Origin of the sequence: Paenibacillus sp. FSL H3-0302, assembly GCF_037982245.1 — a bacterium.
In the GTDB taxonomy this organism is placed as follows: Bacteria; Bacillota; Bacilli; order Paenibacillales; family Paenibacillaceae; genus Paenibacillus_AQ; species Paenibacillus_AQ odorifer.
In genome coordinates this window covers 2,319,421-2,340,138 of sequence record NZ_CP150284.1, presented here as the reverse complement: position 1 = coordinate 2,340,138, position 20,718 = coordinate 2,319,421, and the positions used below count along the sequence as shown (strand labels likewise).

At 42.6% G+C, this 20,718-nt stretch carries 19 protein-coding genes; 5 read left to right on the top strand and 14 right to left on the bottom strand.

The genetic code is table 11. The features are described from left to right. The first annotated feature begins 67 nt into the window (after positions 1 to 67). Positions 68 to 343, top strand: a complete 276-nt coding sequence (locus tag MHH50_RS10145; RefSeq protein WP_340034270.1) for a hypothetical protein — start codon at positions 68 to 70, stop codon at positions 341 to 343. Here the strand turns inward: MHH50_RS10145 and MHH50_RS10140 are convergent. From MHH50_RS10140 to MHH50_RS10130, 3 genes are all read right to left on the bottom strand, one after another. After that, a complete protein-coding gene (locus tag MHH50_RS10140; RefSeq protein WP_076278620.1) occupies positions 329 to 787 on the bottom strand; it encodes a hypothetical protein in 459 nt (152 codons plus the stop codon). The two genes, MHH50_RS10145 and MHH50_RS10140, sit on opposite strands and share 15 nt — an antisense overlap. A gap of 181 nt (positions 788 to 968) precedes the next feature. After that, positions 969 to 2,414 (bottom strand): DEAD/DEAH box helicase, encoded by a 1,446-nt coding sequence (locus MHH50_RS10135; RefSeq protein WP_340034269.1) that lies wholly within the window; start codon positions 2,412 to 2,414, stop codon positions 969 to 971. A gap of 86 nt (positions 2,415 to 2,500) precedes the next feature. Next, entirely contained in the window at positions 2,501 to 3,154 is a 654-nt protein-coding gene (locus MHH50_RS10130; protein WP_076125041.1) for an HD domain-containing protein, read from the bottom strand. A gap of 354 nt (positions 3,155 to 3,508) precedes the next feature. Between MHH50_RS10130 and MHH50_RS10125 the strand changes: the two genes are divergently transcribed. After that, entirely contained in the window at positions 3,509 to 4,786 is a 1,278-nt protein-coding gene (locus MHH50_RS10125; RefSeq protein WP_076125039.1) for a histidine--tRNA ligase, read from the top strand. A gap of 165 nt (positions 4,787 to 4,951) precedes the next feature. Here MHH50_RS10125 and MHH50_RS10120 read toward each other — a convergent pair whose 3' ends face one another. The 3 genes from MHH50_RS10120 to MHH50_RS10110 form a co-directional block, all read right to left on the bottom strand. After that, positions 4,952 to 6,985: a methyl-accepting chemotaxis protein gene (locus MHH50_RS10120; protein WP_340034268.1), complete on the bottom strand. Its 2,034-nt coding sequence runs from the start codon at positions 6,983 to 6,985 to the stop codon at positions 4,952 to 4,954. Positions 6,986 to 7,181: 196 nt separating this feature from the next. After that, positions 7,182 to 8,171, bottom strand: coding sequence for a bile acid:sodium symporter family protein (locus MHH50_RS10115; RefSeq protein ID WP_340034267.1), 990 nt, complete (start codon positions 8,169 to 8,171; stop codon positions 7,182 to 7,184). A gap of 178 nt (positions 8,172 to 8,349) precedes the next feature. Then, on the bottom strand, positions 8,350 to 9,303 hold the full coding sequence (locus MHH50_RS10110) for a radical SAM protein (RefSeq protein WP_038569765.1): 954 nt from the start codon (positions 9,301 to 9,303) through the stop codon (positions 8,350 to 8,352). 611 nt (positions 9,304 to 9,914) lie between these two features. On the opposite strand from MHH50_RS10110, the gene MHH50_RS10105 reads away from it, so the two are divergent. From MHH50_RS10105 to MHH50_RS10095, 3 genes are all read left to right on the top strand, one after another. Beyond that, positions 9,915 to 10,286: a hypothetical protein gene (locus MHH50_RS10105; protein WP_340034266.1), complete on the top strand. Its 372-nt coding sequence runs from the start codon at positions 9,915 to 9,917 to the stop codon at positions 10,284 to 10,286. Between the two features lie 179 nt (positions 10,287 to 10,465). Then, complete coding sequence (locus tag MHH50_RS10100; RefSeq protein ID WP_139331008.1) at positions 10,466 to 10,861, top strand: hypothetical protein; 396 nt, start codon at positions 10,466 to 10,468, stop codon at positions 10,859 to 10,861. A 40-nt stretch (positions 10,862 to 10,901) separates the two neighbouring features. Next, positions 10,902 to 11,456 (top strand): hypothetical protein, encoded by a 555-nt coding sequence (locus MHH50_RS10095; RefSeq protein WP_076191281.1) that lies wholly within the window; start codon positions 10,902 to 10,904, stop codon positions 11,454 to 11,456. Positions 11,457 to 12,037: 581 nt separating this feature from the next. Here the strand turns inward: MHH50_RS10095 and MHH50_RS10090 are convergent. From MHH50_RS10090 to nspC, 8 genes are all read right to left on the bottom strand, one after another. Further along, positions 12,038 to 13,255 (bottom strand): stalk domain-containing protein, encoded by a 1,218-nt coding sequence (locus MHH50_RS10090; protein WP_256717189.1) that lies wholly within the window; start codon positions 13,253 to 13,255, stop codon positions 12,038 to 12,040. 189 nt (positions 13,256 to 13,444) lie between these two features. Further along, positions 13,445 to 14,395, bottom strand: a complete 951-nt coding sequence (locus MHH50_RS10085; protein ID WP_076191277.1) for a nucleoside hydrolase — start codon at positions 14,393 to 14,395, stop codon at positions 13,445 to 13,447. A 63-nt stretch (positions 14,396 to 14,458) separates the two neighbouring features. Then, positions 14,459 to 14,749, bottom strand: coding sequence for a hypothetical protein (locus MHH50_RS10080; RefSeq protein ID WP_076191275.1), 291 nt, complete (start codon positions 14,747 to 14,749; stop codon positions 14,459 to 14,461). 117 nt (positions 14,750 to 14,866) lie between these two features. Then, positions 14,867 to 16,048, bottom strand: a complete 1,182-nt coding sequence (locus MHH50_RS10075) for a MalY/PatB family protein (RefSeq protein WP_076278615.1) — start codon at positions 16,046 to 16,048, stop codon at positions 14,867 to 14,869. A 310-nt stretch (positions 16,049 to 16,358) separates the two neighbouring features. Then, complete coding sequence (locus MHH50_RS10070) at positions 16,359 to 17,516, bottom strand: collagen-like protein (protein ID WP_340034604.1); 1,158 nt, start codon at positions 17,514 to 17,516, stop codon at positions 16,359 to 16,361. A gap of 283 nt (positions 17,517 to 17,799) precedes the next feature. Beyond that, the gene (locus tag MHH50_RS10065; protein ID WP_076125023.1) at positions 17,800 to 18,453 is read right to left on the bottom strand and encodes a deoxynucleoside kinase; all 654 of its coding nucleotides are present in this window, start codon (positions 18,451 to 18,453) and stop codon (positions 17,800 to 17,802) included. Further along, the gene (locus MHH50_RS10060) at positions 18,450 to 19,073 is read right to left on the bottom strand and encodes a deoxynucleoside kinase (RefSeq protein ID WP_076278612.1); all 624 of its coding nucleotides are present in this window, start codon (positions 19,071 to 19,073) and stop codon (positions 18,450 to 18,452) included. Before MHH50_RS10060 ends, MHH50_RS10065 begins: the two co-directional genes overlap by 4 nt. A gap of 499 nt (positions 19,074 to 19,572) precedes the next feature. After that, positions 19,573 to 20,709, bottom strand: a complete 1,137-nt coding sequence (gene nspC / locus MHH50_RS10055) for a carboxynorspermidine decarboxylase (protein ID WP_076125019.1) — start codon at positions 20,707 to 20,709, stop codon at positions 19,573 to 19,575. Positions 20,710 to 20,718: the final 9 nt, after the last annotated feature.

Here is a 20,718-nt window from a genome sequence, read left to right as displayed (position 1 = left end):
CCAGCTGGATCAGCGCATTGTACGGGAGTTCTACCGTTCATTTGGACGATCCAGCAGGATCAGCACATTGTACGGGATTTCTACCGTACAATTCGGCACTTTCAGCTGGATCAACGCATTGTACGGTAATTATACCGTTCATTTCGGCGTTTCCAGCTGGATCAACGCATTGTACGGGATTTTTACCGTTCATTTCGGCGTTTCCAGCAGGATCAGCGCATTGTACGGGATTTTTACCGTACATTTCGGCGTTTCCAGCAGGATCAGTGCATTGTACGGGATTTTTACCGTTCATTTCGGCATTCCTAGTATGTACAAGAACATTATGCTAGTCAGCTATTGATTTTTCTTTCGTTACTATCATGATCAGTAGTAAAAAAATCAAAACTAGTTGAATACCTAAATATATTACAGGAAAAAAATAGATAAGACTTATCTGATCAAAGTCAGGCTTAATATCAAAAAAACTTAAATCAACAACCCCTGAACCTCTAGACTCTTTTCCTTGTAATTCTTTTAAATAAAATAGAATTCTCGTGCTAGGAACAATACTAATAACTAACCAAGAAATGTTGTACCTAAGCTTTTCCGTCTTTAAAGCTATCTTGCAAGACACATTCAGAAGAATTATTGGTGCTGCATACATTATAAACATTTGTTTTACTACTTCTACTTCCAACTTCCCCGTTTTCATTCCCAAAAGGTAGATAATAATTAAATGCAAGAAAACAACAATGGTGACTTGTAGGAGTGCTTTCATCCTTGTGCTTCTAGATTCACCTTTCAATCTATCACCTCTTACAAGTTATATTCTAGTTTCTATAATTTTACAATGAAATAATGGAGATACTGAGATACAACAACAAATAAAAAAAGAGCCGTGTTGTGAACACGACTCCCTCTTCATATAAACCGCATCAGTAGCGGCATATTTGCAAGGAGCTCAGCAATAAGCTGTCATCCTTGACTTATTTTTTCGCAATATGAACCTTCAGCTGCTTGCCCTTCACGGTGGTCTCTCTCATCGCTTGCAGTACCATTGCGCCTTTACCGTTCAAAATATCCACGTAGGTCACATTGTCCTGAATCGAGATAATCCCGATATCTTCGGCGGAAATACCTTCAAGTTTTGCTATTGTGCCGACAAAATCGACGGCTCTTAGCTTCTTTTTCTTGCCGCCGTTGAAGTATAGCTTCATAATCTCTTTGTTTAAGCTTTCGCTTTTGTCCTTCTTGCGGACAGGTTGCTTATTGATCTTCTGCTCGAACGCATCCTTTGCGTAGGCCACTGCGTCGTCCGAAGGAGCTTTCATATGCGGAATGCTGAAGCCAATATAGCTTTCGATTTCAGTTACCCACTTCTGCTCATTCGGAGTGACAAAAGTGATCGCTTTACCTGTCTTGCCTGCACGCGCGGTTCTGCCTGTACGATGCACGTAGCTTTCTTTTTCCAGTGGAATATCGTAATTAATCACATGGGTGATATTCTCGATATCAATCCCTCTAGCCGCCACATCGGTAGCGATTAAATAGCGGAATTGCCCTCTTTTAAAAGCATTCATGACCTCAAAGCGCTCATCCTGCTCCATACCCCCGTGGATCTTATCACAAGGATATTCCAGATCCGCCAGTCCTCTGAATACAGCATTCACCTGCTCCTGCGTACGGCAAAAAACAATACAGCTATCCGGATTCTCCACCGTTATGATATCGCTTAGCAAAGAGAATTTGGCAGCTTGTCTCACTTCAATCAACGCATGTTCAATCGTAGCCGTCGTAATTCCACTTGCCTGAATCTCGATATCCGTTGGATCGCTCATATATTTTAGGCACAAATTCTTAATGACTTCGGGTAAGGTAGCTGAGAATAACATCGTTACTCGCTCTTTGGGCAGCTGCTTAATGATCTTCTCGATCTGCTCAATAAAGCCCATGCTCAGCATTTCGTCAGCTTCATCGATGATCAAATATTTGATTCGATTTAGCGGAAGTGTGCCTCTTTCAATATGGTCAAATACGCGTCCAGGCGTACCTACGACAACATGTGTTTTTTGCGTAAGCTCTATCTTTTGGGGGGCAAAGGGCTGCTTGCCGAAAAGAGCAACTGCTTTAATCCGTTTAAAACGTCCGATGTTCGTAATATCCTCTTTCACCTGCATCGCAAGCTCCCGAGTTGGCGTAAGAATCAAAGCCTGCGGCTTATTCTCCACCCAATCCACCAGATCGCAAAGCGGAATACCATAAGCTCCCGTCTTGCCACTGCCTGTTTGCGATTTCACAATCAGATCCTTTTGCTGCAAAGCTACAGGAATTACCTTGCTCTGTACCTCCGTAGGTGTCATAAATTTCAGAACATCCAGTGCTTTAATTATCTCTTCGTCTAACTCATAATCTCTAAATTGCAATTCACTCATCGTTCAACCTCTTCTATGCCGATTGTTCTGGTTAAAGCGGAAACTCCGCGATCCTTCCATCTTGTGCATACTTATCATTATAACAGTTATTGGCGTCCTTGATTCCATTCCTTATAGAACTGGTCCAGAAAATTCAACATGAAATCATGCCGTTCTTCCGCTAACTTGCGTCCATAAGCCGTATTCATTAAGAATTTTAGTTTCAACAGCTTCTCATAAAAATGATTCACAGCCGTCCCTTTGCTATAATCCCTGTATTCCTTCTGCAGCGACTCCTCGCGTGGAGAAACTTCCGGATCATAAGCCGGACGTCCCTTTGCGCCTGAGAAAATAAAGGTTCTGGCAATGCCAATCGCGCCAAGTGCATCTAGTCGATCTGCATCCTGCACCACTTGACCTTCCAGAGTCTGCATAGGTTCTCCTCCACCACCACTAAAAGACATCGTTTCAACGATCAGCATGATATGACGAATTTGCTCCTCCTCTGTAAGGTTTGCCGTAAGCCAAGTGTGGACTTTAAGCAGACCTGCTTCTTTTGACGGATTAAGCTTCTCGTCTGCAACATCATGCAGCAAGGCTGCCATCGTACAGATAAAAATATCCGCACGCTCGATCTCAGCAATTTCACATGCCGTGCTGCGGACCCGATGGGTGTGCCACCAGTCATGCCCCGTAGTATCTTGTCCTAGTTGTTCTTTCACAAATTCTTCCGCCCGGGCTATTATTAAAGGTTGATTCATCGTCAACAAGCTCCCCTCACCTATGAAATATCGAAGCCCTATTATAGCTGATTGCCTGTCCATTCGCCTACTAAAAATCTTTGTTATAACAAATTCTTACTTGCACGACTCCAAATGATCCGCTATAATCGGCAGTAATCAAAATGTCGAAGGGAATTGATTCTGATGAACACCATAACAATCATGCTGAATCAACTTCATTATTATCACAAACAGCGTTAGCAACCCTGAAATTCTCAGGGAGGCTAACGCTACTCGCGTTGGCCTCCCTGCGGCATAGATCACGCGCAGGACCATGAGGTCCTGCGCGTTTTTTTATTTCTAAACTATGCCAATTCAAAGGAGCTACTAACGATGCAAAACATTAAAGGAACTTATGATTACTTCGGAAAAGAGCAGGCGCTCAGAAAGAACATTCAAAATACGCTGCAGGATTTGTTCGAACTCTATGATTTTGAATCCATGGACACCACATTATTAAATGAACTGGAGTTATTAACCTCGAAATATGCAGGTGGGGATGAAATTCTCAAGGAGATGTACCAACTCACCGATCAAGGCAACCGCAAGCTGGGCTTACGATATGATCTGACCATCCCTTTTGCCAAAGTGATCGCCTTAAATCCTGGAATAGTGTTTCCCTTCAAGCGTTATGAGATCGGAAAAGTATTCCGTGATGGTCCCGTGAAACGTGGGCGCCTGCGTGAATTTCTGCAATGCGATGTTGATGTTGTTGGTATTTCAGGATCTGAGGCGGAAGCTGAATTGATGCAGCTGGCCACAGAGGCTTTTCGTAAGCTGGACATCCCGATCATCCTAAAATGGAACAACAGACGTTTTCTCGGTGAGATCCTGGAATCGATTGGTGTACCTGCCGAGGACCAACTGTCCGTTATGCTAACCTTGGATAAATTAGAAAAAATCAACCTCGTCGGCGTGAAAAATGAATTGATCAGCAAGGAAATCGAATCTGCAACCATCGCTGCTATTCTAGAGCTTATTGAAATGGACAATCCAAGCTTTGAGCAGTTATGCGAAAAATATAGTCTTACCGGACAACCGGGAGCAATGGAGGTTCTTGTCCTGCAAAAGCTGCTCCAAGACATTCAGCTGCAGCAGACTTGCCGTTTCGATCCCTTCTTATCCCGCGGGCTTTCTTTCTACACTGGAACCGTCTACGAGATCTTTGATGCATCCGGTTCCTTTACCTCAAGCTTGGGTGGTGGAGGCAGATATGACGCTATCATCGGACAGCTAGTAGGCAGAGAGGATATTCAATATCCTACGGTTGGCTTATCTTTTGGTATGGAGTCTATCATGGCGCTCCTTGCAGAACGTCCTATCCAAGAGCGCAAGACAGCAGAGGTTATGGTCATTCCGATTGGCGAGACGCTCCCACAGGCTTTAATTGCAGCCGCCGAGCTCCGTGCCTGTTCTATCCGGACCAGTCTGGTATCCGGTAAAAGAAAACTTAAAAAGCAACTCGCCACAGCCTCATCCCAAAATATACGTTACGTTATTCTGATCGGCGAGAGTGAATCCAGTGTGGATAAGGTGCGTCTGAAGGATATGAAGGAACAAACAGAGGTTATAGTTCCATTAGATGAAGCTATCTACCTTATTACTGGCTAAACTGCTGCCTGATATCCTCCTAAAAAGATCTGCATAAAAAAAGACCCCGCCGGCGACCGGCGGGGTAAAGTCTATATATAAGGGAGGTTATACATGTACTATAACCCTGCAAGCTTAATATTTTATGAAAAAGAGATAAGGATTCCCTTAATTCATTTCAAACCCTTAGATCTTAAACTTATCTACTAACCCCTGAAGCTCTTTGGCACTTTGAGTATTTTCATCAGCCATAGTAACCTCTAGGAATGTTTTTTCCACGATATCCGCCGTTTTTACCGCGATATCCTGAATCCCTATAGCTCCCTCGTTTACTGTAGCAGCTACCTCATTAACGGCAATATTAATACTTGATATAGCCATACTCAAATGATCAGCTGCGCTCTCGAATTGTTTTAACAGCGTATTTACGGTGGCAGCATCACTGTTGTATTGCTGACTTACCTCAGTTAATCGTTCATAATCTGCTAGAACATTCTGATCAATAAAAGAAAGTAATGCCTCAGAATTCTCCTTCATGGATTCAACAGAGGAATAAACACCTGTTACCACACCTTGAATTCCGGCCGCAATCTTAGACGACTTCTCAGCCAACTTCCGAATCTCACCAGCTACAACCGCAAAACCTTTACCTGCCTCACCCGCTCTTGCCGCTTCTATAGCTGCATTCAGGGCCAGCAGATTGGTCTGACTGGCAATGGATAGAATCGTATCCGTCAGTACATTAATCTCTGCAATCGCGCTCGACTGCTCAATCGCTTTTTCCATATCCATTCGCACGGATTCATAAATTTGTTTAGCATTCGTCGTAGATTCTGTTGCCTCATCTTGGAGAGTCAGCGCCCGCTCACTAATTTGTCTAGAAACGGCAGCGCCTTCCTTCACATTATTGGTGATCCCGGATACATTGTTATCAATTTCTGTAATTGCTGCTGTCATTTCCTCTGTAGAGGCTGCGGTCTCTTCCATACCTGCCGATAGCTGCTGCGTAGTCGCTGAATTATCGTGGGCATTTTCCCGCACATCTATAGACAGCTTCTCCAGCGTTTCTGCATTTTCAAGCACTTTGGACGAGATCGTAATTAAGCTTCCAGCCATCTCACGAAGTGTAGCCCGAGTGCTGAACATCGCTTTGGCGATCGTCCCTGTCTCATCTTTGTTTTTAGTCAAATACTCATACTCTGAGTCATGCGTCAAATTCAATTCTGCCGTTTTATTAATCATGTCCGTTAGTTTAACAATCGGAGAAGAGATTTTTTTAGCAAAATAAAGAGCAATCAGCAAGGCAATAATCAAACTTCCCACACCAAGAAATAAGTTGAAATTTCTCATATCAGTGACAGGTTTCACGATTTCATCGAGGTCTGCGGTTAATACAAGCAACCAGTGCGTCTCAGGTAAAACTGTATAGGTTGATTTTTTTTCCACACCATTATATGTATTATTGAGCAGGCCATCCGCTACCTTCTCACCAGATTTCACACGCTCCATAACAGCTGCGATCTGCGTATTCTCAATAGGCTGACCAATTTGTGTTTTATCCGGATAATATAATTTATTGCCGTTCTCATCCAGTAAATAAGCGTAGGAGCTCGTCGTGTTTACCACTTTGGTATCGGCCAAATACTTAATCATACTATCTGCGGAAACAGCTGACGCAATAAATCCAATCATCTTTCCATTACTCTTTACGGGCTGTACAAAAGCCACTACATAAGCTCCTGTGGATTTTGATTTCAGCGTTTCACTGATCACAGGCTCAGCCGTCTCCATTACTCTTTTCGTATAATCTCTTTCACTAAAATCTGTCCCTATAAGCTTAGTATCACTGTCAGCCACACTAATACCTTTCATATCACTGACTAGAATGTGCTCAAGGTTCCCGGCCTCCTCCACAATGCTTTGAAGACTGGCGTTCGCCTCATTCTGAAGCTTATCTCCTTTGTTAACTCCACCATTCCCAGCTTGCAGCAGTAGATTAACAATTTCCGAGCGGCTCGCAATAAGCTCTGTGCTTCTCTGCTCTTTTGCTATCATGGCTGATATGGTCTGAGCTTTGTTCGTATTGACCTGCTTCATAGAATTCTCAGTAAGATTCACAATCGCCTGAGTTGATTTCAAATACGTAAATATCCCCATTACAGAAATACATAAAAGGGTCACACCTATCATAACAAGTGATAACTTTAGGCGAATCTTCATATTCTTTTCATCCTTCCGACTGCTTGTTCATTTGCGAACAATGAAATTGTAAATAATACAATTACTATCGGGTGGCAAAGTTGAATAGTGAATATAAATCGCGCAAAAATAAGAAATATATCATAAAATGTCGAAATTTTTCATGTAAATGAATAAAATATCACAGCTTTTAGGTCATATAGCCCTCAAGAGATGGTTAACAAGGCCTGTCATCTGTCCTAGAAGAACTAGGTGGTTCTAGCTGAGAGACCGTATTCGCTTGCATTAATGCACCCTCACTTAACAGTCGTTTAGTTCTACTACGTAAAAATAGACCAGACATCGCAGCGAGTATTTGTTGGAATAACATCCCCGAAATTACTGGAAGCGCGACAGCAGGAGGAAAATATTTCACCGCTAATACAGCTCCTGCACTTAAATTCCGCATACCCGAATTATACTGCACCGCAACGGAATCTTCATAACTAAAGCGGAAACGGCGTGACACCAAAGCTCCGATCACATAGCCAAGCACAACGGTTATGAAGGTCACTCCAATAATGATCGCTAATTTGCCATCCGGATGTTTCAGATAACGGGCAATGCTGGCCCCATTAATAGAAACAACTACAAACAATCCGACTTTAACAAACGGAGCAAGCGGCGGTCCACATACCGTATTTACTTTCCCTTTTGTCCATTGATTCAGCAGCATCCCAACTACAGAAGGAATGACTACCATCCATAGCAGCCCTTTCATCATATCGCCTAGCTGAATTTCAACACTCGCTCCCATCAGCAAATATAAGGTACCCGGGACAACAATGGGCGACAAGAGCGTATCAATCAGAATAAGCGCCAATGTCAGCGCAATATTCCCTCCGTACATCGACACCCATACCACACTTACAACACCTGTAGGAATCGCGAACAACAATACATAACCAGTTACTGTATATGGATCTCCCGGAAAAAAAGCCATGGCTGCAAGCCAGCCGATCAGCGGCATTACAATATGTAAAATTACCATTAGAATAATCAGCTTCTGAGGTTTCAGAAGTACCCCCAACAGATCCTTTAGGTTGGACTTCAAGCTACCGATCAGCGTCATTACAGCAAAAATCCAGGGCACGAGACCTGTGAACGGCAGCAGTCTGCTTTCGTTAAATACGCCGACCACGATGGCCGTGGGTGTTAATAACGGCATAATCTTTTCTAGAACAACATTAGATTTGATGAGTCCATTTCTTATATTAGCAAACACTTGGCAGTACACCTTATGTATGAAGCTCATACATCCCTTATCTTTGTTTTTTATTAAGTCTACCATAAAAAAATAGGAACCAATTCTTAAATTGGTCCCTCGAAGTAATCTATATAGAGTGTTAAACTTCTATGCCTTGTGGAAACAATGCATCCAGTGCTGGGCAGGGTTGCTTATCCAAAAACTGTGCCAATGGCGCCGGCATATTATTGTATAAATCTTTTAGTGAAGTTCCTTGATAAATGTTGCCGATAATCACCGGATGGCAAAGCTCTGAAATCAAAATGTCGCCATTTCCATGCAGATGAAGCTGCTTCTTCCCCTCAATACAGTGAGGAAAATACACACCCGGCTGCTCTTCGAACCCAAGGGCGTCCATAAAGCGGTCCATACAGGTGAAATACAGAATCGTATCTTCTTTCTTCCGTGCGATCAGCTCGCTCACTGCATTCTTTAATTGTTCCCGTGCAGCTATAGACTTCCAACCCGTATGATCCATGATAATACTGTTCTGAATTTCATGTGTGCGCACGCCCATTGCGTAGACATGATCGCTGATCTCCTTCATATTATCCTGGGTTTCACTGAATAGCAGCGTCTCCAGTACGGTATCCACACTTGTTGCAGCGAATAGGGTAATATTTTCTCTTATTTTTTCATAGATGCTTGGATGAATATTATAATATTTTGAGAAAGCTTCCGCAGTAGTAAAATTGAAGGAAATATGTATAGTCGTTAATCCTGCGGAGACCAATTGGCCAATTCGTTCAGCATTTAAAAGACTGCCGTTGGAATTTAACTGTGTCTGAATCCCTCTGGATGCGCAGTAGGTTACAATTTCCACACAGTCATCGAATTTCAGCGTCACTTCTCCACCTGATAAGCGTACTCTTTTAAGGCCTGGAAGTTCGTCCAGAATGCGGATGACCTCTTTGGCTTTGATGCTTTGTCCATCATTTCTATTATATGCACAGCAATAATCGCAGCGGAAATTACAGTTCGAAGTTACCCCTATTTCTAACCCTTCCAGCTCATAAGTAAGCGGTTTGTCGAGCTCTAATGCTTTATATCTCATACTCTAAAGTCCTCCTGAAAAATAATGAATTTAGTTCAAAAGTTCAACCTTAGAGATTATATAGGTTTATGGCTTAGGTTAATGTGAGTTTTATAACATTCGGATTGCCAGCTATAACAGCTAACGATCGTGACTACGGAAATATCCGTTCTTCCAACCGGATTTGTCTCCAGTTTTCTTTGTTATTACCGTATCAATTGGTCGGATTCCGGAGACAACCTCTGCTAACGAGGCGAATTTTCCTTCGGAAAGCTTTCGGACAGTCGCTAACACGCCACAGTTTCAAAATTTCCTTTACCACTATATATTGGTTATACAATATAATAAAGGTTATATTTTACATTACTTTCACTCTGGATTATATAGACCATTTTAAATTAAAGGAGCTTCTATATGAAGAAAGTTTATCTGTAGGCGTTGTTGGCGAAGCCCCTAAAGTAAGAGAAGAGCACGTGAGCTTCACAAGTATTTCATTTGAGGAATTAGAAGAACACGCAAAAGTCAATGACACAAAGTTACCTACGACCATCAGAAGTTACAATCATATCTCCCTTGTATGGTACTCTCGAAGCGCATTCCTGAATCTCTCCTTCATTCGATTATGTTAATCATTGACAGATTTTCATAAGATCTTATATACTAATAAAAATCCTAAATATAGTATTTTTGGTAAAAAGAGGAATCTGATATACCGAAAAATTGCCTCATTAGTACTGATTAGTTCTTTACTTCTTGGATCAACAGGTGTTGTAAGCGCTTCAAGTAGCAACAACAACGATGTCGAAGCACAGATTAGTAAGATTTATCAAGAAAGAGCGGATCTACTGGGAGAACACAAGGCTGGCTACGAAATAGAATATGAAAAGCTAGGGAAGGAACTAGAATCTTTGGGGGTAGATTATTTAACTCCAGAGGAAGCACAAGTTGTAATAGCACAAAAAATTCTTAGGAACAGACAGCTCACAAATACAACCATTTGTTGATTTACCGGCGAGCACAAATATTGTTTGGTCTAGTTTCCGGTCTAACTGGGTCAAAAATGGGGTTACATATGAAGTTCAACATGTAACGGCAGAATCTAATGCTCAAAATTCTGCACTCAAGAATACGGGAGTAACGTTTCTTTCAAACTCAAATTCAAGCGGGGGCTTCCAATCTTTTGGTGTCAGCTGCGACAACTACTCTTGGTTCATTTAATAGTTATGTAGGTGCTACCATAACTATATATGACGCGGTAAAGAACTTTATTTCTGATTCTTATCAAAGTTTAGCATTAATTACTAGTACAGTTAGCGGCGCTAGTGCATATTCTATTCCTACGTTTAGCTATGCTTCAACAACTGGTGCCACAACAAATGCAACAATAAATCAGGGATCATCGAAACAATTTAGTTATACTGCCCTGTATCATAGAGATTCTTCTGCCGCAATAAATTATTATCTCAGCGGGCCTACTGCAACTTCTTTCATAACAAAAATTACTCTTACCGGGATTGATGGTAAAACCGTTCAAACTATTACCCCTGCTATGCCTATGGGTATGGGTTATTTATTGTAATAGATTTCAATTATTTGAAGTTGAGATTTGGAGGGGAATTATGAGATTAAAGGAACCTATAACCTTAATTTCAGTTGTACTATTTTTAGTGCTAATAGGTGTTGCTTTGTTTTTATATAACTACAATTTCCCGAAAAAGGTTAACGTAGAACGTACTGCCGTCGTGTTCACCCTTAACAACTCTTCTTCAGCTAAAAGTACCATAATTAAGGTTAATGGGACACTATATAAACCAATATTTGGTCAAAAGAAATTTGTTGGAAATGTCTCAATAGATGCCTATGACTTCACAAAAGATCAAGAGGTCACTGTATATATCACTAAAAGAAATAAAGGCATAAATATGAGTACTCTATTTTATCTAGACTCCTCCGCACCATACGAAATAAATCAATACGGTCTAATGTGGTTTGATGATAGATTTGAAAACATCAATATTTGGCCATCTACTAACTGGATAGATGTTAAAGAGAAGAATTTGGCTTTCATTGCTACGGGTTCTAATTATGAACAAGCATTACAAACTCAAATAATGATGAGAAAGAAATTTGGTGATATGTTTGTTCCTCATGAATATGATTCGTTAGTTAAATGACTTGAGTATTGCGATTAATGGAATTGATCCGATCAATAGAAAAGCCCTCTGCAGATGCAGAGGCCAATGAAGAACTTACAATTTTTCTGTGCTACTGCTTAATGAACGATAAAACACAACACCTGCTCCGAACTTCGGACTGGTTTCGTATTTTTGGTCTCTTTATGCCCTCAGTTGTGTTCACCTCCAACACTCGAAAGATTGGCGTTAAACGCTTATGAAGACAGCAATCGGCTGCCAGTTACGGCGGCTAATTATCCACGCCATCCATTTATCCATTTTTTCTTGAGATTTTGCATGTGCATAGTTATATCGTTGAGTGTAACCTCCGTATCTAAATAACGTTCTTCATACTTTGGTATTAAAAGATACTCGCAAGCAGCGGCATAGCAGTCCAATTGTTCAACACTCTCGTCTGATATTCTCTCTAAACAGTTGCATTCTGCCCATAAAAAAACCTTAGGTAGATAAAACACCCACCTTCAATAGTATTTATTCAATAGAGAACAGAAAAAACCTATCGCCTCCAAAGAGGCGATAGGTTTAACCTTCGCGGTACCACTCTTTTTGATCGTTGCTGCTTACTCTACTGACTTCCCCATCTCGTTCCAGACAGGCTGTCCGATCAGACCTAAACGCCAGATCGCAATTCCTTTAAGACCATAACGTTTAGCAAGTCCTACCTTAGAATTCACTGAAGATTCGTTTTCGCTATACACAGAGATCCCGAGGATCAGCTTATCCTTACTCACTTGCTGAAGCGCAAGCCGGATGCCTTCATCAACTAAACTCATCGGCTCTGGAACTTTTTTCTCTTGTAAATAATCGTACGCCATAATGACCAAATCATCTGCAAGTGTTCCTAAAGTTTTGTAATCATAACCTTTATAAGAACTATTTAATGGATGAAGAATAACGGTAAGTTTAAGTCCTGCTGCATGTGCTTTTTGTGATAGGTTTTTCACAAAAGCATTATAATCTGCTTGCACCTTCGCCTTATCACCTGTTAGACCTAGGCCCTCCAGATCCAGAGTAATGCCTTGGAATCCTTTTTGCGTTGCAAGATCTACGATTCCAGTAATCGTCTGTTCTTGAAGCTGTTTATCTTCCAGGTTCTTAGTTAACTCTGATGCGGTGTCTCCAGAGAAGACCATCAGATAAGGAGCTGTTCCACCTGCCGCTGCATTCGTGACAATTGATTCTGGTGTTACGTCACCAGCCGCCTGAGGCCATTTGAAATCAGTCCCCGTTGTGGTGAATTGCCCGGTTTTATCAATCCCACTCCAACCGAAGGCCATAGCATCAAAATTAGGAAGTAAGGAAATCTCACTATAAGAACTCAGCGCATAGAAACCAAGAGTGTACAGCTCAGTCTTCGGCGAAGTAATAGATACGGTCTTCGTGGATTGATTCCAAGCTACACCCGCACCAAACTGCTGGCCGAAGAAGCTAAGGGGAATCATCGTTGTATCCCGGATCGTCTGCGGAGCAACTCCTAACTTCACAACCGCGCCGTTAACACCTGCATTTTTGCTGCCAAGGGTCAGGGTTACCACTTTGGTCCCTGCAGTATCTGTTTTGGTAGCCGTAATTTTCTTCTGCGCTTGATTCCACTCGACATTAATTCCCAAAGCTTCAGATATAGCTCGGAATGGCACCATCGTTGTTCCGCTCATCACAACAGGTTCTACTGGAAATGGTAGTGGATAACCATCCAGCACAATACTAACTCCACCAGCTGTGGCTGCCTGTGTAGTATTTTGGAATAACGCCGTGGTGCCTCCTAGCGAAATAGCCATACATAATACTACTTTACCGATTCGCTTATTCATGAATGTTAAGTCTCCCTCTTCTATGATATGCAGTCTAATCTTGTAAACTCTTATATGTCCTCTACCATTTTACCAAAGATTATCCAATTGTAAAATTAATAGATTGTCATCTATGAGCTGCGAAATTATTTTTCATATTAGAAGAGGTCGGCAAAATTACATAAACACGCTCAAAAAGGTTCCCACTGCTCGTTCAACATCTACATCCACTGCAACTTGTATGGGTTTACCCACTTTTGGCTGAGCCCGCAAGTCCGCTACGACCATTCCCGCTGTAAACTCACCTTTGTGCTCCACACGAACATTCATCTCTTTGTAGGTTACCAGATCTGGTTGCAGCGCAACCATAAGTGCGAGTGGATCATGCAGCGGTGCGCTGTTGATCAAAAAGTTCGCTTCACGATAGAAATTAAAATAATGAGTAAGCGATTGTTCCATAAACGAAATGATCGCTTTATTTTCTTCACGTCCAAAACGTTTTAATAAATCGATATGCTCTTGTGTAATCCGCGTCTTAAGCGTAACGTCTAGACCCACCATCATAACAGGAAGCCCAGATGTAAATACATGATCAGCAGCTTCCGGATCCCCGGCAATATTCGCTTCCGCAACCGGTGTTCTATTGCCGGGATTGAAGATCGTACCGCCCATTACCACTACTTTTTTCAAAGTATTCTTAATACCAGGGTCCATATCAAGCGCCATTGAAAGGTTGGTTAGATGTGCCAGTGTGACTAATACAATCTCTCCGGGATTCTCATTAGCCATCCGAACAATAAACTCAGATGCAGTTTCACTAATGGGACGCTGGCTGGATGGAGCAATTTCCACATTGCCAATACCGTTCTCACCATGCACATGAGTGGCGTAGCCTGAGTGCTCACGAACAAGTGCCTTGGATGCTCCGATCGCTACAGGAATCTCATAACCGGGCTTAACAAGCTCGATTAGCCGCAGTGAATTGTCCGCCGCCTTTTCGACCTCAATATTTCCAAAAACGGTTGTAATTCCTTCTACAATTACGTTTGGAGCACGCAAGGCATATAGAATCGCCAGTGCATCGTCAATACCTGTATCTGCATCAATAATAATTCGTGTTTTGCTCATTTATGTTCTCTCCCATTATGTTTTTTTCATAAAAGCTATCATATCACGGCCAACGAGGGTCGCTCAATTTTTATTCAATTCCTGTTCTTTAAAGGCTTCAATAAACCGCTCAGGATCGCACTCTATCAAATAAGCATACACGCCCTTACTCGTGTGGAGATAGAACATGCCGCTCATATCCCCCATTGAGCGATAAGACATATCGAAAATATCTTTTAGCGGGAATTCCCGATGGCGTGTTACAATTCTATCTTGATACAGATACATTAGCCGATTCGAAGCAACACTTCGTTGTTCTCCATCCCTAATTTCTCGTTGTATCTTATAATACGGAAGCTGAGCTACCCATTTCATTTGCAGTCCTCCTGCTTGTCGTAATGGACTCTATTTTATTATTCTTTTTACCCTATTGCAAAATAAAGAAGCTTAACGATCCCATTAGCGGAATCATCAAGCTTCAGTAATCACCGTTTATTTCGTTGTATAAGCTGCGGCTGCCTTGCAAAAGCGTTCCAATGCCTCAACTAATGTGGATCTCGGACAAGCCAGATTAATCCGTAGATGGCCTTTGCCTTCTGTTCCAAAAACAGAACCTTCATTAAAAGCCACTTTAGCCTCTTTGTACATCAGCTGCTTCAGACCGTCTATTTCCAAGTTCAGTTCGCGGCAATCCACCCAGAGCAGGTAGGTTCCTTGCGGCTGCATCACATGAACCTGTGGTAAATGCTCCGCCAAATAGCTGACCGTATAATCCACATTATCTGATACATATTGTAACAGCTCATCCAGCCATTCTTCTCCGTCATTGTAAGCGGCTTGTACCGCTCCTTGCGCGAAGAAACTAGCCATATGTAAGCTCAAGGCTTTCATTTTTTGATCAAATTTACGTTTCAATTCCGGATTCGAGGACACGATAAAAGAGGATTGAAGCCCCGGAAGATTGAAGGTTTTGGTCGCAGCAAGGGTGGTTAACGTAATATTGGCAATTTCCTCAGACAAGGACGCAAAAGGAATATGCTCATAACCTGGAAGCGCCAAATCACAATGGATCTCATCAGAGATAACTGTCACTCCGTGACGCAAGCACAGTTCACCGAGCTTCAACAGCTCTTCTCTTTCCCATACTCTACCGCCTGGATTATGCGGACTGCATAACAGCAGCAGCTTCGCTCCACCCAACATCAACCCTTCCAATTGCTCATAATCCATCTCAAAGCGCCCATTACGGACGATAAGCGGATTCTTGGCAACCTTCCGGTCATTCATCTGGATGACATCATAAAAGGGATAATAAACTGGCGATTGTAAAATAACCCCGTCCCCAGGCTCAGTAAACAGTTCAACAGAGAGGCTTAAGGAAGTTACAATTCCGGGAGAATCTGAAATCCACTCCGGTTTGATCTGCCAATCATGCCGTCTTTTAAACCATGACGTGATGGCTTCTTTATAAGTATCACTAGGTACACTGTAACCGTAAACTCCTTGTTCTGCGCGGCGCAGAATGGCTTCCTTCACTGCGGGAGGACTTTCAAAATCCATGTCTGCCACCCAAAGCGGCATAATATCCTTCTCACCAAACAACTTCTCGGATTGGTCCCATTTGTAAGAGCTAGTATTACGGCGGTCAATTACGCGATCGAAATCATACTTCAACTAAAGTCACCTCATCCTTATAAACTTATCTTTTATTGTATCATGAGGAAACCGATATGGCATCTTAAGATAGAATCAAAAGAATTCACATAAATAGATGATGAATTTTAAGTTGTTAGACGATAGAAAAACAATAGAATGTTAGCATCACCTTGATTAAAAAATGAACTTGTTCGATTGCTGCTTTTTTGAAAGCCAGTAAATACTCTGAGTAAAGAGGAAGACCTTCGTTCGTCCTCCTCTTTACAATAATCATAAGTAAAATCACCAATATTAAGATGACCAACTTATCGATACGAAATACACCTTGTTACGCTAATTGTGTAATAACGAGATGTGCTGAAACAGATCTTGTTCCTCCAGCGAGAGGAGTAATAGTAAGCGCAGTAGAGTTACCAGCAGGATTCCGAACGGTCAGGATGGTGTTAATGACCGTTGTTTGCACTATAGCCATTTCTACGATTTGCGATGTACCTGTTGCGCGTCCAACTACGGTATAAGCGAGATCTGCGCCATTAAGAGTCAAGATGAGTTGTCCCGCTTCGGTTACACTAACCTGAAACAACACCTGATAAGTCCCTATTGCCGCTAAATTAAAAGAACTAGGACCTGTTCTTGCTATTGTTGTCCCGCTAGTAGGTCCGTTTTGAGGAAAACTTACGTCTGTGCCCGGTGCTACAGTTGCTGCATTATCAGGAGGCATTAGGGCAAAAAAATCAGCAAAACCTAATACGCCTCCTGTTGCCCCGGTTGCTCCCGCGGCTCCTGCTGCCCCCGGTGCTCCTGCTGCTCCCGGCGCCCCGGTTGCTCCCGTTGCTCCTGCTGCTCCCGGTGCTCCTGCTGCTCCCGGTGCTCCGGCCGCTCCCGGTGCTCCTGTTGCTCCAGCTACTCCCGGCGCTCCCGGCGCTCCCGGCGCTCCCGGTGCTCCTGTTGCTCCGGTTGCTCCCGGTGCTCCTGGTGCTCCCGGCGCTCCCGTTGCTCCTACAAAACCTTGTGGTCCTATAGCTCCTGCAGGACCCGGTAAACCTTGCGATCCCTGAGGACCTACAACTCCTTGGGCACCCGGAACGCCTTGCGCACCCTGAGGACCAACGGGGCCCGCTACACCCTGAGGACCAATCGCTCCCGCTGGCCCGGGTTCACCTTGAGGTCCTTGGGGTCCCGGAGGGCCGCCTGCAGGTCCTTGAGGTCCTTCAGCTCCTTGGAGTCCTCGTGCTCCTTGAGCTCCGGGAATGCCTTGGGCCCCTTGTATTCCTTGGAGTCCTTGTGCTCCTTGTGGCCCTTGCGGTCCTGTAGCTCCAACGACTGTGGGAGTAGTAACATTCACTTCTGGTGGAGGACAGGTTACTTTTACAATCTTCTTAATAACCTTTCGGCGATGTTCTTTTCTTTTTCTTTTCGAAGGAAATACAGTGGCGACTTTTTTCTTATGACACTTTTTATCGTCTGGACAACTCAATGCGTACACCTCCCTATAAAGATAGTTCAGTGTACGCATCTTATTAATTTTAGACATGGACCAATAACTAGTTTCTATTAGACTGGAACCTATTTTTATAAAAAAAGGCTAATAAAATAGGAGGTGGCCCTTAAGCACATTACAATGTCCACACCATTTTAATTTACTTTTCGTATTTTATGATTAGGACAACTGACACTTCCCTATTAGCCCAAATCATAGATTTGGGTCTTTTTTTATGAGCATATAAAAAAACAACCCCCAAACCACGGGAGCTGCTAATCATCAACTATTATATTGTATCAACAGGCTTACGAATGGTGTTGCCTACCTTCGTAAGAATATCCGCCATTGATGCCGAATCATTCACGTCATAATCATCAATGTTCAGTCGGAGCACTGGGCAAGCTGTAAACTCATTGATCCATTTCGAATATCTGCCATGCATATGCTCCCAGTAGGACACGTCCGTTTGAATTTCCATTTCACGGCCACGTTCATTAATTCGCGCTAAAATAGAAGGAAGACTGCCTTCAATATAAATCAGTACATCAGGGTGCGGGAAATAGGGTGTCATAACCATAGCTTCATACAAGCTTGTATAGGTTTCATAGTCTGTCTTAGACATCGTGCCTTGATCCGCATGCATTTTAGCAAAAATACCAGTGTCCTCATAAATCGAGCGATCTTGAACAAAACCACCGCCCATTTCGAACATTTTCTTCTGTTCTTTAAAACGTTCGGCTAGGAAATAAATCTGTAGATGAAAACTCCATCTCTCAAAATCATGATAGAATTTTTCAAGATAAGGATTATGATCAACTTGCTCCAGCGAGGTTTGAAAATTCAACCTTTTAGCCAAAGCACCTGTTAAAGTGGACTTCCCCACCCCCACGGTTCCTGCCACGGTAATTATGGCGTTATCTGGGATGTTATATGGATTCATTTCATTAGCTCCTTTAGGTGAGAGGCAATTTCGACGAAGTGTTCTGGGTTCTCCACGAAATCGACTGCATTTCCATCTATGGTAATAATAACGGTAGACGGCTCTTGAATCGCTAGAGAGGCCATCGCATCATCATAATCTTCTATCAATTGCTGCAAATACGCAGTATCCATATCCCCTTCAAAAGGGCGTCCGCGTTTGGCAATTCTTTTTAACAAGGTATCGAGATCCGCTTTTATATAGAGAATAATATTTGGCTTCGGCAGGTCATCCGTCAGCACATGATAGATTTGTCGATACTTTTCTCGTTTCGTTCCCTTCAGCGTTCGTTCCCCAAAGATAAGGTTCTTATAAATATGATAATCCGAGATCACCGGTTTACCTTTATCTATGTATTGAGTTACTGTATCTTCAAGCTGCTTGTACCGATTACAGAGAAAAAACATCTCCAGTTGAAAGCTCCAGTCATCCATGTTCTGATAAAATTTAGCCAGAAACGGATTCTCATCAACAATCTCCTTAATAATCGGTAAGTTTAATTCCTCTGCAAGCATCGAAGCTAATGTTGTTTTTCCAGCCCCGATCGGGCCTTCCACTGCAATAAACGGTGCATGTTTCATTGATGCTGACTTCCTCCTCAGATACGGACCCTTCAATAACTATTTTTAAAAACAGACTAAATTATTGTATCACATGAGACCTTACTTGTGAGCGGCTAATTATGAAGAAACTTTTCCAGTAATACAAGTATCCAACTGTAAGATAAACCCAATAACAAGAGAAGCATCCCTATGAAAAAACGGTTCGATATCTATCTTCTCCCCATCCCCACGAGCATGAAGCGGACCGAGGAGACTCTATTTCCGAAAAATCGGCTGTATCAGCATACAATCGGACTCAGTTGCAGCTATTCTACCAAATGCGCCCTAAAAATAGTCACTATTCGGCCAATAAGAGCTATACTGTCCATTACCTTAGCTAAATAAGCTAATAAATACCAATAGCTGCTATACGGTCCTTAGCATCACTTCTCTTTTCCTAGATGTAATCGCGCATTCAAAGGACTGGAACTATAGCAAAAAAGGTGTCCCTGAAGGGACACCTTTTTAGATCATTCTATTAAGATAAACGTCCGCTGAAATCTTCGAAAGCGAACTGTTTGATTACTTTAATTCCTTCTTCGTCATTGTAGCTGACGATAGCTGGCAGATTCACGCCGTTAAACATATGGTTCTTCACCATAGAATAATGCGCCATATCTAGGAATACGAGTCTATCGCCGTATTTCAAAGGCTCCTTGAAGGAATAATCTCCAATAACATCTCCGGCTAGGCAAGTCATTCCACCTAATCTGTACGTATAAGGATATTCCCCAGGTTGTCCAGCATCGATAATGTTCGGACGGTATGGCATAGCCAGTACATCTGGCATGTGGCATTCAGCCGAAGTATCGAGAATCGCAATGTCCATTCCGTTATGCATAACATCCAGAACGGTAGCTACCAAATATCCAGTATTAAGCGCAACGGCCTCACCTGGCTCCAGATAGATTTCCACACCGTAAGTCTCTTTCATATGCAAAATGCAGCGGACAAGGGTCTCCAGATCATAATCGGGACGTGTAATATGATGACCGCCACCAAAATTAAGCCATTTCATCCCTTTGAGATAAGGTCCGAACTTCTCTTCGACTACCTTGAGCGTACGCTCCAGTGTGTCTGAATTTTGTTCGCACATGGTATGGAAGTGTAATCCATCAATCCCCTCAAGCTCTTCAGGTCTAAAGTTAGGGAGAGTTACTCCCATTCTGGAATAATTGTAGCATGGATCATACAGCGGAACTTCGATCTCGGAATACTCCGGATTCACTCGAATGCCGCAGCTGATGTGCTTCGGTGCATTTTTCACACGATCCTTGAATCGATTCCACTGGTCAAAAGAATTGAACACAATGTGATCGGAGTATTCAAGAAGCTCATCAAATTCACTGTCCACATAAGCTGGTGCGTAGACATGAACCTCTTTGCCCATTTTTTCATAGCCAAGTCTGGCTTCGAATAAGGAGCTGGAAGTTACGCCATGCAAGTACTTGCCAACTAGCGGATACAAGGAGTGCATAGAGAAGCCTTTTTGCGCGAGCAAAATCTTAGCTCCTGTACGTTCTTGTACAGAATTCATAATCTCAAGATTGCGGGTAAGCAATCTTTCATCTACAAGGTAACATGGTGACGGGACAACGCTGATATCAATATCCATCAATCGCGC